This is a genomic window from Marisediminitalea alba, assembly GCF_002993365.1.
GTDB classification, from domain to species: domain Bacteria; phylum Pseudomonadota; class Gammaproteobacteria; order Enterobacterales; family Alteromonadaceae; genus Alteromonas; species Alteromonas alba.
The window spans coordinates 1-12,312 of record NZ_PVNP01000013.1 but is presented as its reverse complement, the minus strand read 5'-3'; the positions used below and the strand labels follow the sequence as shown (position 1 = coordinate 12,312).

Here is a 12,312-nt window from a genome sequence, read left to right as displayed (position 1 = left end):
ACTGCCGCGTAACTGATAGGATAGGGTTGTCACCGGAACCTTTGCGAGTTTTGTATTAATTTTCAAGGAGAATGCATGCAGTTTATCATGACACGCCGATTTATCCCGCTGTTACTGAGCCTGTTATTTTTGCACAGCACGGCAATTCAGGCCGAGGCCGGTCCAGCCCATTCCAGCGGCGTGATCTTACTGTATCACCATGTAGCGGATGATACCCCGCGCAGCACCTCAGTAACCCCCGAAGAGTTTGCCCAACACCTCGACTACATTGCAGAAAACTATACGGTAGTGCCCTTAAAGGAGCTGGTTGAAGCCGCGAAAGGCAAGGGCAGCGTGCCGGATAACGCGCTGGCCATTACCTTTGATGATGGCTACGAGAATATACTCACCAATGGTCACCCGTTACTACGCAAGCATGACTTCCCTTACACCATTTTTATTAACCCTGAAGTTATTGGTAAACAGGGCAATCAGCTTAGCTGGGAACAGGTTAAGCAAATGCAAAAACAGGGAGTGACCTTCGCCAATCACACCATGGACCATTTGCACCTGCTGGCAAAACAGGCCGGAGAAAATGAACAGGCCTGGCTTAAGCGTGTTTGGCAGAACATCACCCGTGCCGAAAAAATCATTCAGCAACATACCGGTGAATCACTCAAGTACCTTGCCTACCCCTTCGGCGAGTACAATCGTACGCTGGCTAAACGCCTGGCCGAGCATGGTTATACCGGGTTTGGACAGCACTCCGGCGCCTTAGGTAAATTTACCGATATGACGGCGATCCCGCGCTTTCCTGCTGCCGGGCCCTATGCCAGGCTAAGCACCCTGAAAACCAAAATGGCGAGCCTGGCGATGCCGGTGGCAAGAGCTTCGCTGGCCGATCCGCAAATGGCCAGCCGTCAGCTTGATGATACCGTTACCATTGCTCTGGACGAGACTGTCGCTAAAGACGTGAGATTATCGCAGCTGGCCTGTTACTATCAGGGCGGTACGCTTGACGTAGCAAACACAGCCAGTGAGTTTAAATTTACCCTGGATGCAAAGTTACCAATTGGGCGTTCACGGGTGAATTGTACTGCGCCATCAGAGTCGGCAGGCGGCCGCTTTTACTGGTATTCGATGCCGTTTTTCGTGGCCAACGAGAAGGGACATTATCCGGATTAAGCGAAACAGCGGCGACTACTGACGCGAGTAGATCGCGGCTGGCAATAGCCCACTGGTTATTGCGTTTCGATATGCAGCGCTTTGATCATCTGCACAAACTGGTCGTTGACCCGGTGTTCACCAAATCCTAAACGCTGATAAAAAGCAATCGCGCCTTCATTTGCAATTTCACAGTTTAAAACAAGCGCATTTTTTTTCATCGCACGGGCTTTTACTTCCATAAACTCGATAAGGGCAGAGCCCGTACCCTGTCGACGAGCGTCAGGCGATACGGCCAGGTGGCCAATACCGAGTTCGGTAAATAAAGGCGCTTCTAACACGGCCAGGTATTGTTGAGAGCGCATGACAATATCAAGCGCGTCATCGATACCGAAGTGTTCAACGATAGAAGACAGGGTTTCTCTGTCGAAGTTTTCAGGCAAGCGATCATGCCAGCAACTAACCAGGCCGGTCACTTTGCCGTTATACTCGGCAACCCAATGATTTTCAAAACCGTACTGTCCACCACCTTTCTTCCAGGCTGATAACAGGTAGTCCAGGGTGGCTTGTTGGTCACCTTGGCCAAAGACCTCAGTAAGCAAGTGCTTACCAGCGTTAAACAGCAGGGGAACAGCTATACTACCATCATCCTTTTTGGCATTTCGGATAACACTACAACATGGCATTTATTGTTCTTTGGTAATAACAGGCATATCAGTAAGTATTTGAACACTGTCACTTACTGCAAGTTCACCAGGATTATACTCAGGCTTAAACCTTCCGATGGCTAAACCATTCGGATCGACCACAACAACAGAAGCACTGTGATCAACAAGATAATTGGGGTTATCTGTACTTTCAGCAATGGCATACATCAGCCCCAGCGATCTCGCAAACGGGAACAACATTTTATGCTCACCCGTTACAGCAACAAACTCCGGGTTGAAGTACTCAACATAAGAGGCGAGCCTTTCAGGTGTATCCCGCTTTGGATCCACGGAGACAAACACTACCTGAATCGGTGAGTCGGTGGAAATATTTTTTAGTTCTGGATAAATTTTTCCTAATGCCGCCATAGTAGTAGGACACACATCAGGACAAAAGGTATAGCCTAAGAACAGCAGGCTCCAATGCCCTTTAAACACTTCGTTAGTGACCGTTTCGCCCTGTTGATTGACCAGCGTGACCTCAGCCAGCTGGCGAGGCTCAGGAAAGGTTTGCAGATACTGAGGGTGTTCGTTGTCGGTATTTTGCGCAGTGAACCACCACGCCAAAACCACGCCAGCCACCAGGGCCAGCGCAGCTACCAGGGTTAACAACAATTTTTGATTCATAAAGCCATCGGAACATAGTGATCAACCAACAATACAACAAATAATACCATCAGATGGACAATCGAGTATCTAAAGGTGGTCATGGCAGTTTGCTCATCGGCCGCATACTTGAGCTTTAACGCATAATATAGAAAACCGGCGTTAAGCAGCGATGAACCGACCAGATAAATAAGGTGCGCTTTACCAATCAGGTAAGGCAGCAGGCACACTAAACACAGTAAAATGGTGTACAGCAGTACGCAGGTTTTGGTAAAAGCAATGCCGTGAGTCACCGGTAGCATAGGCACTTTGGCTTTGGCGTAGTCTTTCTCGCGATGGATAGCCAGCGCCCAGAAATGCGGTGGTGTCCAGGTAAATACAATCAGCACCAACAGTAATGCGTAGGCATGCACTTCACCAGTAACAGCCGTCCAGCCAAGTAATGGCGGCGCGGCACCGGCTAAACCACCAATCACAATATTTTGTGGTGTGGCACGTTTTAGAAACATGGTGTAAACCACGGCATAGCCTACGAGGCTGGCTAATGTGAGCATGGCAGTTAGGCGGTTAACCCAGATTTCAAGCAACGCATAACCCACTACCGCCAGCACAAACGAAAATATCAGCGCCTGTTGAATACTTACCTTGCCTTTCACCACCGGACGATTAAAGGTGCGCGCCATCTGGCTGTCTATTTTATGGTCCACAATATGGTTGAGTACGGCTGCCGCACTGGCCAGCAGACCAATGCCCAGTAACCCGGCAATTAAGCGATCGGCGGGTACCCAGCCTGGCGTGGCCAGACACATCCCCACCAGGGCGGTAAGTAGTAATAGCATCACCACCCGGGGCTTGGTCATTTCGTAATAATAACGCCAGTTTGCCCGCCAGCCGCTTAACGGGCGGCTTTTGGAGGCTGACAGCGGTGCATTAATCGGTTGCGATTTAGCCATGAGGATCTCCTACACTTTTCGATACAGTGTGTAAGTAATAAGAACGAGCACCAGTAATAAACATGCCGCTACGGCATTGTGTAAAACGGCAACCTGCAGCGGTAGGCTAAACACCACATTGCTGATACCCAGACCAACCTGAGCCAGCAACACCAGACCTAATACCACCGACGCGTTGCGCAGATGCTGAGAAGCGGAGCGACGATACAGGCTGATAGCCAACCACCCCAGATACAGAAAAGTAATCACCGCGCCCAAACGATGAACAATATGCATAGTCATGCGTTCGGCGTAATCGTGAGCGCCATATTCGTAATTGACGGCCTCGGGCACACTGTACGCGCCGGCCATATCCAGGCGGCTTAGCCAGTCACCTTCGCAAACCGGAAATTCGGTACAGGCCAGCGCAGCATAGTTGGCTGAGGTCCAACCGCCCAGGGCGATTTGACCCACCAGCACCACAATGCCCAGCGCGGCAAACGTGGCATAGCGTTTAATCCGCATATCCACAAAGCCAATCCGGTAGCGGGATAAGCGTAAGTAGAGTAAGAACAGGCAGGTCAGCACACTAAAACCACCCAACAGGTGGCCCATCACCACCACCGGCAGCAGGTTTAAAGTGACTGTCCACATACCGAGCAGGGCCTGAAAAGACACCAGCGCCAGCAAAATCAGCGGCAGTTTTATGGGGACCTCAGCAGATCGCTTGCTCACCGCCCACACGGCAATAGCTAAAATACACAGTCCCAGGGTGCCGGCAAAATAGCGGTGGATCATCTCGTTCCAGGCTTTGTGGGTTTCTACCGGCCGCTCAGGATAAGCGGCATTAGCCGCCTCAATATGCATATCAGATTCTGGCACCGTAAGGTGTCCGTAACAGCCCGGCCAATCCGGACAGCCTAAGCCTGCATCGGTTAAACGGGTGTAGGCACCCAGCACAATCACTACGACGGCCAGGAGAATACTAAAACCAACCAACTTCCGCATAGTGTCGCCTCAACCAATACGTGACAGTTTAAGTAATTTACGCAGATCAGACAGTACGTCGCGGCTGCCCATTACGGCATCCTGACGAAGCTGATAAAGGGGATAACGCAACATCGCATTGCCCTGAGTATCGACCAGAAAAATATGCTCGTTGACCTGGCTGGCTTCCAACTGCTGCATTTGCGACTGGTTAAGCGTAACCGCATTGATATGTTCGTAATCATGCAGAATATTCATGGCTTTGCTGTCGCTGGTTGCGGTTAAAAATACCGCTGGCTGAGCCCGGTCAGACTCTTTGCCCAGTGCCAGCCAGACTTGCTGAATGGCGTAAATCGCATTTTCACATTCGTTACCACAGTGCGCCGGGACGATATACATTACCCGCCACTTTGGTGTTTGCTCGCTAAGCAGTGGCTGAAGGTTTTCTACCGGTTGCAGCAGCTCACCCTTATTGGTAGCGCCTTGCTCAAACCAGCTAAAGTCGAGAGCCAGCTTGGCCAACACCACCGGAATAATAAATGCCGCCATTAAAATCAGCAGCGAGCGTTTGGGTTTAGCCTGAGGATTAATTGCGGTCGCCATATTATTGGGTTCTCCTGATGAGCACGATAATGAAAATAACTACTGCAGCAATGGCCAGCCCAAACCATTGAATGGCATAGCCGAGGTGTTTTTGCGGCGACATCACAACCGGTTGCCAGTTAGTGACAAACCGGCTCATCTGAGGTTGCGACGACAACCGCTCAACCACCATGTCTGGCAGTTGCGATGCCCATTGCTGATTAAACAGAGGAATATCTATTTGCTGCACCCGCAGCGGAAAAGCGTTGAACTGTTGCTGGGTTTCTTTAATGAGTGGATTAAGCCCGGGCTGGGTTATTACCCCTTTGATTTCCACCTGCCCCTTAGGAAGCTCAATGGTTGGTAACTCAGCCCGGGAAGCAGAGGCCGCCACCCAGCCGAGGTTTACCAATAGCGGACGACCGCGGGTAATCACCGGCGCCAGCACGTCATAACCGTTGGCACCATTGGTGATCTGGTTATCAAGAAAAATCAGCTGTGTTGCCTGCAACTCTCCACGAAACTGTACCGGTACATCACGCACATCCTGCCATTGATCGGCGACGTCGAAGGGATGCATTGGCGCAGTGGTGTATTTTTGCGCTATGCTGTCGAGACGCTGTTGTTTTTGCTCCATGCGATCAAGCTGCCAGATACCCAAAAACACCATAATGACAACCGCCATCAGCGTTAGGCAGCTTGCCAGTACCGGCCATTTCCTGGGCCCGGAACCATTCGCCACGGAGTACTGAGGAGTTTTACTCATGGTCATTAAAGTGATTATTGTTGGTTTACTGATTTTTATGATCATTAACCTGTTTTTAGCGATGAAAGTGATGCTGGGTAACAACTCAGGTAAAGCCCCGATGAGTAAATATATTGGCCGGCGGGTCATGACGTCGGCCCTGATTGTGGTGATCATCCTGATAGCCATGGCCACCGGGCTGATCACGCCCAATCCGAGTCCTTATTAGCCTTACAACACGTAAACAAACACAAACAACATTACCCACACTACGTCGACGAAGTGCCAGTACCAGCTGCCTGCCTGGAAGGCAAAGTGATTGTCGGGGGTGAAATGGCCTTTAATTACGCGCAGGAATAACACCATTAGAATGATGGTACCCAGGGTAACGTGCATACCGTGAAAGCCGGTTAACAGGAAGAAGGTATTGCCATACACGCCGGATTGCAGGGTAAGCCCCAGCTCCTGATAGGCATGAATATATTCTTCTACCTGCAAGAACAAAAACACGCAGCCCAGCAAAATGGTGGCACCCAGCATGGTGGTAAGCTGCTTACGTTTGTTCTGCTCCAGCCCAACATGTGCAAAGTGCAGGGTAACCGAGGAAATGAGCAGAATAATGGTGTTGATGGTGGGCAGGCCCGCCCAGCTCATTGGCGTAGTATTAATGCCTCCCGGAGTTTCCACCAGCGGCCACATTGCCTGAAAACCTGGCCACAACACTTCGTTGGTCATGGCGTTGTTCGACGAACCGCCAAGCCATGGCACCGCTATCATGCGGGCATAAAACAGCGCGCCAAAGAAAGCCGCAAAAAACATCACTTCAGAGAAAATAAACCAGCTCATTCCCTGTCGGTAAGAACGGCCCAGCTGGTCGCTGTACAAGCCGCTCATGGACTCGTTAATCTGATCCTTAAACCAGCCAAACAGCATCACCAGTAACATAACGATGCCAGCGCCCAGTACGTTATCGCCCCAGCCGCTCTCGCCGCGAGTGGCTTCTATAACAAAGTTACCGGCCCCTACCGCAATTAAAAACAGTGCAATGGCACCCACGATAGGCCAGTAGCTCTGCGCCGGAACATAGTATTTCTGATACTCTTGTTGCATTACTTTCTCCTTAGACTCAGTTATCGCTAAATGAAGTCAGGAAAGGGTTATTAAGTTGTTTGTCATCGGTACCATTACCGGTGACGTCAAAAAGGGTGTATTGCACGGTAAAAAAGTGAATGTCTTCGGGCAGTTGCGGATCCACATAAAACCGCATGGGCATAAGCGACTCGCCACCGGCTGCCAGTGGCTGACTGTTAAAACAAAAGCATTCTGTTTTGTTTAGATACAACGCCGCCTGACCCGGTGTAACCGATGGAATGGCCTGCGCAACCATCGACTTGTTAGCCGGGTTACGCACATAAAATTCCACCATATTCATTTCGCCAGGATGCACTTTTACCTTTTTGGTTTGCGCTCTGAATTCCCACGGCATGCCGGTATGAGTGCGGGTAATAAACTCCACCGTAATGGTGCGCGACTCATCCACCTGCCCGTCGTAGTAAACCGCGGCGGTTTCGTTGGTTTTGCCGTTGATACCGGTGATGTCGCAAAACACGTCATACAACGGGACCAAAGCAAAACCAAAGCCGAACATACCCACTACAATCAGCAGTAATTTGGTTACCAGTGCCGAATTGGAATTGGCCATGGTTGTGCCCTTACTTCACAACCGGTGGCGTTTCGAAAGTGTGATAAGGCGCCGGTGAGGGGATTTCCCACTCCAGACCTTCCGCACCGTCCCACACCTGATCAGACACCGGCTCACCCTGTTTACGACAGGCTTTAATCATCACCGCCAGGAAAATGAGCTGCGAGAGACCAAAGGCAAAACCGCCCAGGCTAATCCACTTGTTAAAGTCAGCAAACTGCAATGCATAGTCCGGGATCCGCCGCGGCATACCCGCCAGCCCTACAAAGTGCATAGGGAAAAACAGCACGTTTACGGAAATCAGCGAGCACCAGAAATGCCATTTAGCCAGGGTGATATCGAACATGCGGCCGGTCCACTTGGGGATCCAGTAATACACCGCGGCCATAATCGAGAACACCGCGCCGGTTACCAGCACATAGTGGAAGTGTGCCACCACAAAGTAGGTATCATGGTACTGGAAATCCACCGGCGTAATCGCCAGCATCAGGCCCGACAAACCGCCAATGGTGAACAACACAATAAAGGCAATAGCAAACATCATTGGGATTTCGAAGGTCATGGACCCACGCCACATGGTGGCTACCCAGTTAAATACTTTCACCCCGGTTGGTACCGATATCAGCATGGTGGCAAACATAAAGAACATCTCTGCCGCCACCGGCATCCCCGTAGTAAACATATGGTGAGCCCACACAATAAAGCTCAACAGCGCAATAGAAGCCGTGGCATATACCATGGAGGCGTAACCAAACAAGCGCTTACGGGCAAAGGTAGGGATAATCTGCGATATAATACCGAAGGCCGGTAAAATCATGATGTACACTTCGGGGTGACCGAAGAACCAGAAGATATGCTGGAACATCACCGGATCGCCACCACCGGCAGCATCAAAGAAGCTGGTACCAAAGAACTTATCGGTTAGCACCATGGTCACCGCGCCTGCCAGTACCGGCATTACTGCTATCAGCAGGAATGCAGTGATCAGCCAGGTCCACACAAACAGCGGCATTTTCATCCAGGTCATGCCCGGCGCCCGCATGTTAAAGATGGTCACAATCACGTTTATCGCGCCCATAATGGATGAGATACCCATGATGTGCACCGAGAACACGAACAATGCCGTACTGTCGCCACTATAGGTAGTAGACAGCGGTGCGTAGAACGTCCAGCCAAAAGCCGGGCCACCGCCCTCAACAAACAGTGAGGCCAGTAAAATAGTAAAGGCGAACGGCAGGATCCAGAAACTCCAGTTGTTCATCCGCGGCAACGCCATATCCGGCGCACCGATCATCATGGGGATCAGCCAGTTAGCCAAACCGGTAAAGGCCGGCATAACTGCCCCGAACACCATGATAAGACCATGCACGGTGGTCATCTGGTTAAAGAAATTAGGTTCTACAATTTGTAACCCGGGCTGAAACAGTTCGGCCCGGATCACCATAGCCATGGCGCCGCCCACTAAAAACATAATGAAGGCAAACCACAGGTACAGTGTGCCGATGTCTTTATGGTTGGTAGTCAGTACCCAGCGCATTAAGCCTTTGGGAATATGATGCTCATGATGGTCATCGTGGGCACCTGCGTCCCCGTGGGCGGGGCTGATAATCTCAGTTGCTTTGCTCATGTTCTGCTCCTATTCCCCGCTGGCCACAGCGTTAACATCTTTGGCCTGCACCATATCACCGGTGTTATTGCCCCAGGCGTTACGCTCATAGGTAATCACCGCAGCCAGTTCTTTAAGGCTCAGCATTTTGCCAAACGCCTGCATGGCGGTGCCGGTTTTACCGTTTAATACAATGTCGATATGCCCTTGCATGTCGTTAAGTGCCATGGGGCTGCCTTTCAGGGCTGGGAATACGCCCGGTAAACCTTCGCCGTTAGGCATGTGGCAGGCTGCGCAGGTAGCGTTGTACACGCGCTCGCCCTCGGTCATCAGCTCTTCCATCGACATATTCATCGCCAGTAAGCGCTGTTCTTCCTCGCGGGCTTGCTGACGAATGGACTCCTGCTCACTGACCCAGGCTTCATAAGCAGCCGGCTCTTTGGCAATCACCACTACCGGCATGAACCCATGGTCTTTACCGCACAGTTCAGCGCACTGACCCCGATAAATCCCCGGCTCATCAACCCGTGTCCAGGCTTCATTGATGAAACCCGGGTTAGCATCTTTCTTCACTGCGAAATCAGGCACCCACCATGAGTGGATCACATCGTCAGAGGTGATCAGGAAGCGTACTTTCTGGCCGGTTGGGATCACCAACGGGCGGTCGACTTCCAGCAGATAGTTTTCGCCCTTGGCGTAACGGTTATCGATTTGTTCACGCTGAGTCGCCAGCAGTGAATAAAACTCCACGTCGCGATCCATATACTTGTAATGCCATTTCCACTGCGAACCGGTTACCAGAACGGTCATATCCGGTTCGGTAGTATCTTCCATTGCAAGCAGTGTTTTGGCGGCTGGTACAGCCATAAAGATAAGAATTAAGAAGGGTAAAACGGTCCAGGCTATTTCGACTTTCACACTCTCGTGAAAGTTAGCTGGTTTTGCACCCCGTGATTTGCGATGCAAATACATAGAAACAAACATGATCCCAAACACTACTACTGCGATCCCCACACAAATGGAGAACATCAGCATGTGTAGATCGTAAACCTGGCCACTGATCTCTGTCGCGCCACGCCGCAGATTTAGTGCCGACACTTCGCCGCTTCCTGCTGCTACCGCTGTCGCGCCAGCTACCAACAGAACGAGTGCTGTCCAGGCTTTCAGTACACATATCCCGAGTTGTTTCACTCGACACCTCCGTTAGACCGGTAGCCACTCGCGAAACGCCCCAATGCGAAAAAGCCTGACTGGTCTGTATTGGTTGTTATTTGAACTGCCTTTTTAATATTTTGTGCTTACTTTGTTATTTTATTGTTAAGCACTGTATAAGAATTACTCATTGTGACTATAACGTCCAGCTATTTTTGTCTAAAATTCGGATAAATGGTTATTTTTTGTGCGAGGAGGGTAATCGGCGTGAATTTTGTTAGTGAGCTTTTACTAACTTAATAAGTAGACCTGAACAGGCAAAAAGTACCGGGAAAGCGTGGCTTAAAGAAAATAAAACCCTAAACGCAAGAAAACCGGCGAATGCCGGTTTTCAAATTCATAGATTTAAAAAATAATGCCTGGGGTGCTTACATCCAGTCGGCATTACGGATAACGCCTACAGCGATACCTTCGATATTAAACGGCTGATTAGCCAGGTCGACCTTAATGGGTGAGAATTCTTCATTTTCTGCATGCAGCAGTACTTCACGCCCGCGCTTTTCCAAGCGCTTTACGGTAACGTCTTCATCTACACGGGCCACCACTACCTGTCCATTGTGGACATCGCTGGTGCGGTGCACTGCTAACAAATCGCCGTCCAGTATGCCTATGTCTTTCATACTCATACCGTTTACACGCAGCAGGAAATCGGCTTTTGGATGGAATAACGCCGGATCCACTTTATAGTGCATTTCCACATGTTCCTGAGCCAGAATCGGCTCGCCAGCCGCAACCCGGCCAATCAGCGGTAAGCCTTCTTCTTCCACTTCGTCATCCAGCGGAATATTAAGCTTAATCCCCCGCGAAGTACCCGGAAGTATTTCAATCACGCCTTTTTTCGCCAACGCCTTTAAATGCTCTTCTGCAGCATTAGCAGAGCGAAAGCCTAACTGACGGGCAATCTCAGCACGCGTGGGCGGCATACCAGTATCCAGCATAGTGGATTTGATCAGATCGAGTACTTCTTGTTGTCGGGGGGTTAGTGGACGCATAAACAGCCTGTTATTCCATACAGTTGTTAGCAGTATAACGACTAAAACTTAAAACACAACGATTTTTGCTGGATCCAATTTAAGGCTCAACTAATCCATAGTACGATTTATTCAGCCGATAACAGGATGAAATAATCAAAAAGGATATTGCGATTGTGTCCAGCCATCGTGAAAGTATTTTTAAGAGAAATAATGTTTTAGCTCGAATTTATATTGTCATATTTCTTATAGGACTCTGGTTATACCAATATGTTGTTAGGGATCCAGCAAGCATCGACCCAGAAACGCTAGCTAAGTATGAACTTGGCCTTTATGGCACGCCGATAATTGTCATGTATTGTATTTTCGAGCTTTGGCGCACGTTTAATTATCCGTATAAGTTAATTATCAATGACGAAAAGAAAACGCTGACTGAAATCTACCTGATGAGTCAAAATACACTTACCTATCTGAGTATAGAGAAGGCACAAGTACGTGCTGGATTAGTTTTCCTGGTTGCCCTTAGTGAGAATAGAAAAATCAGGGTCAAAGGAGAATATAAAGAGATATCTGAAGCCCATAAATCTGATGCTAAGAACACCAGCAGATAAATCGCAAAGGGATAACGGCGAAGCTCTCAATACACCATCACAGCACTGATTCGAATATATTCGTAATAAAATCATGAATGAGGAGGCAAAGGGTGATGACGCACTGCCTCCTTATGAAGAGCGCTTCAAGGCCACTGAAGACAAAGTAATTGACTGCCTTTCGCAACTAAACCGATAGCCGCAAACCCTACTCATAAGAAAACCGGCTATTCCTGTATCGTAAAACGCTATCAGGAATAGCCTGCTAACTAGTTTTCTGCCAACTCTGCCTTTCCGCAATTTTATCTTTTTCAAAGGCTATGTTCGGATTAACTGTTGTTGAATCGAAAAGAGCCTGTTTTCGTTAAGGTTTTCTGGATTATCCATAAACCTGAACCAACCCAGGTAGTGTTCCAAGTATTTTGTGGCTACTCCGTGAAACCGTTTCATCCACGCTTTCAGACGGCTGTGATAGGCGTTAACATTCTGAATATGAAAGACTTTATCTATCACCTTAACACCTCCCGCC

Annotated in this window: 14 protein-coding genes and 1 pseudogene; 3 read left to right on the top strand and 12 right to left on the bottom strand. The window is 49.5% G+C overall.

Translation table 11 applies throughout. The annotated features are described in order from the left end of the window. Positions 1 to 75 precede the first annotated feature (75 nt). Entirely contained in the window at positions 76 to 1,164 is a 1,089-nt protein-coding gene (locus C6Y40_RS01570) for a polysaccharide deacetylase family protein (RefSeq protein WP_105933016.1), read from the top strand. 56 nt (positions 1,165 to 1,220) lie between these two features. Here the strand turns inward: C6Y40_RS01570 and C6Y40_RS01565 are convergent, their stop codons facing one another. Genes C6Y40_RS01565 through C6Y40_RS01540 form a run of 6 tightly spaced genes read right to left on the bottom strand, consistent with a single transcriptional unit; the run spans position 1,221 to position 5,723 of the window. Continuing rightward, entirely contained in the window at positions 1,221 to 1,829 is a 609-nt protein-coding gene (locus tag C6Y40_RS01565) for a GNAT family N-acetyltransferase (RefSeq protein ID WP_105933015.1), read from the bottom strand. After that, on the bottom strand, positions 1,830 to 2,477 hold the full coding sequence (locus tag C6Y40_RS01560; protein WP_105933014.1) for an SCO family protein: 648 nt from the start codon (positions 2,475 to 2,477) through the stop codon (positions 1,830 to 1,832). It lies immediately after the preceding gene. Then, the gene (gene cyoE, locus C6Y40_RS01555) at positions 2,474 to 3,409 is read right to left on the bottom strand and encodes a heme o synthase (RefSeq protein WP_105933013.1); all 936 of its coding nucleotides are present in this window, start codon (positions 3,407 to 3,409) and stop codon (positions 2,474 to 2,476) included. Before cyoE ends, C6Y40_RS01560 begins: the two co-directional genes overlap by 4 nt. Before the next feature lie 9 nt (positions 3,410 to 3,418). Continuing rightward, complete coding sequence (locus tag C6Y40_RS01550; RefSeq protein WP_105933012.1) at positions 3,419 to 4,396, bottom strand: COX15/CtaA family protein; 978 nt, start codon at positions 4,394 to 4,396, stop codon at positions 3,419 to 3,421. 9 nt (positions 4,397 to 4,405) lie between these two features. Further along, complete coding sequence (locus tag C6Y40_RS01545) at positions 4,406 to 4,978, bottom strand: hypothetical protein (RefSeq protein WP_105933011.1); 573 nt, start codon at positions 4,976 to 4,978, stop codon at positions 4,406 to 4,408. Position 4,979: 1 nt separating this feature from the next. Continuing rightward, positions 4,980 to 5,723, bottom strand: a complete 744-nt coding sequence (locus C6Y40_RS01540; protein ID WP_170308385.1) for an SURF1 family protein — start codon at positions 5,721 to 5,723, stop codon at positions 4,980 to 4,982. Between C6Y40_RS01540 and C6Y40_RS01535 the strand changes: the two genes are divergently transcribed. Then, on the top strand, positions 5,722 to 5,931 hold the full coding sequence (locus C6Y40_RS01535) for a DUF2909 domain-containing protein (RefSeq protein WP_105933009.1): 210 nt from the start codon (positions 5,722 to 5,724) through the stop codon (positions 5,929 to 5,931). The genes C6Y40_RS01540 and C6Y40_RS01535 overlap by 2 nt on opposite strands. Positions 5,932 to 5,933: 2 nt before the next feature. On the opposite strand, the gene C6Y40_RS01530 is transcribed toward C6Y40_RS01535, so the two are convergent. The 5 genes from C6Y40_RS01530 to lexA all read right to left on the bottom strand — a co-directional run bounded on the left by C6Y40_RS01530 (position 5,934) and on the right by lexA (position 11,214). After that, entirely contained in the window at positions 5,934 to 6,812 is an 879-nt protein-coding gene (locus C6Y40_RS01530; protein ID WP_105933008.1) for a cytochrome c oxidase subunit 3, read from the bottom strand. A gap of 16 nt (positions 6,813 to 6,828) precedes the next feature. Next, positions 6,829 to 7,404 (bottom strand): cytochrome c oxidase assembly protein, encoded by a 576-nt coding sequence (locus C6Y40_RS01525; RefSeq protein WP_105933007.1) that lies wholly within the window; start codon positions 7,402 to 7,404, stop codon positions 6,829 to 6,831. A 10-nt stretch (positions 7,405 to 7,414) separates the two neighbouring features. Further along, on the bottom strand, positions 7,415 to 9,031 hold the full coding sequence (gene ctaD, locus C6Y40_RS01520) for a cytochrome c oxidase subunit I (RefSeq protein WP_105933006.1): 1,617 nt from the start codon (positions 9,029 to 9,031) through the stop codon (positions 7,415 to 7,417). A gap of 9 nt (positions 9,032 to 9,040) precedes the next feature. Then, positions 9,041 to 10,153 carry a cytochrome c oxidase subunit II gene (gene coxB, locus C6Y40_RS01515; protein WP_240621823.1) on the bottom strand — a complete coding sequence of 371 codons (1,113 nt, stop codon included), beginning with the start codon at positions 10,151 to 10,153 and terminating at the stop codon, positions 9,041 to 9,043. A gap of 437 nt (positions 10,154 to 10,590) precedes the next feature. Further along, positions 10,591 to 11,214, bottom strand: coding sequence for a transcriptional repressor LexA (gene lexA / locus C6Y40_RS01510; protein ID WP_105933005.1), 624 nt, complete (start codon positions 11,212 to 11,214; stop codon positions 10,591 to 10,593). A gap of 155 nt (positions 11,215 to 11,369) precedes the next feature. On the opposite strand from lexA, the gene C6Y40_RS01505 reads away from it, so the two are divergent. Then, on the top strand, positions 11,370 to 11,804 hold the full coding sequence (locus C6Y40_RS01505; RefSeq protein WP_105933004.1) for a hypothetical protein: 435 nt from the start codon (positions 11,370 to 11,372) through the stop codon (positions 11,802 to 11,804). Positions 11,805 to 12,101: 297 nt separating this feature from the next. On the opposite strand, the pseudogene C6Y40_RS01500 reads toward C6Y40_RS01505, so the two are convergent. Further along, positions 12,102 to 12,312, bottom strand: a pseudogene (locus tag C6Y40_RS01500) (IS1595 family transposase); the annotation flags it as partial.

What these genes read in the sequence shown, in the direction of transcription:
- C6Y40_RS01535 (WP_105933009.1), top strand. Translation starts at nt 5,722, where the DNA reads ATGGTCATTAAAGTGATTATTGTTGGTTTACTGATTTTTATGATCATT.
- C6Y40_RS01525 (WP_105933007.1), bottom strand. Translation starts at nt 7,404, where the DNA reads ATGGCCAATTCCAATTCGGCACTGGTAACCAAATTACTGCTGATTGTA.
- ctaD (WP_105933006.1), bottom strand. Translation starts at nt 9,031, where the DNA reads ATGAGCAAAGCAACTGAGATTATCAGCCCCGCCCACGGGGACGCAGGT.
- C6Y40_RS01540 (WP_170308385.1), bottom strand. Translation starts at nt 5,723, where the DNA reads ATGAGTAAAACTCCTCAGTACTCCGTGGCGAATGGTTCCGGGCCCAGG.
- cyoE (WP_105933013.1), bottom strand. Translation starts at nt 3,409, where the DNA reads ATGGCTAAATCGCAACCGATTAATGCACCGCTGTCAGCCTCCAAAAGC.
- C6Y40_RS01545 (WP_105933011.1), bottom strand. Translation starts at nt 4,978, where the DNA reads ATGGCGACCGCAATTAATCCTCAGGCTAAACCCAAACGCTCGCTGCTG.
- C6Y40_RS01560 (WP_105933014.1), bottom strand. Translation starts at nt 2,477, where the DNA reads ATGAATCAAAAATTGTTGTTAACCCTGGTAGCTGCGCTGGCCCTGGTG.
- C6Y40_RS01550 (WP_105933012.1), bottom strand. Translation starts at nt 4,396, where the DNA reads ATGCGGAAGTTGGTTGGTTTTAGTATTCTCCTGGCCGTCGTAGTGATT.
- lexA (WP_105933005.1), bottom strand. Translation starts at nt 11,214, where the DNA reads ATGCGTCCACTAACCCCCCGACAACAAGAAGTACTCGATCTGATCAAA.
- C6Y40_RS01570 (WP_105933016.1), top strand. Translation starts at nt 76, where the DNA reads ATGCAGTTTATCATGACACGCCGATTTATCCCGCTGTTACTGAGCCTG.
- C6Y40_RS01565 (WP_105933015.1), bottom strand. Translation starts at nt 1,829, where the DNA reads ATGCCATGTTGTAGTGTTATCCGAAATGCCAAAAAGGATGATGGTAGT.
- C6Y40_RS01530 (WP_105933008.1), bottom strand. Translation starts at nt 6,812, where the DNA reads ATGCAACAAGAGTATCAGAAATACTATGTTCCGGCGCAGAGCTACTGG.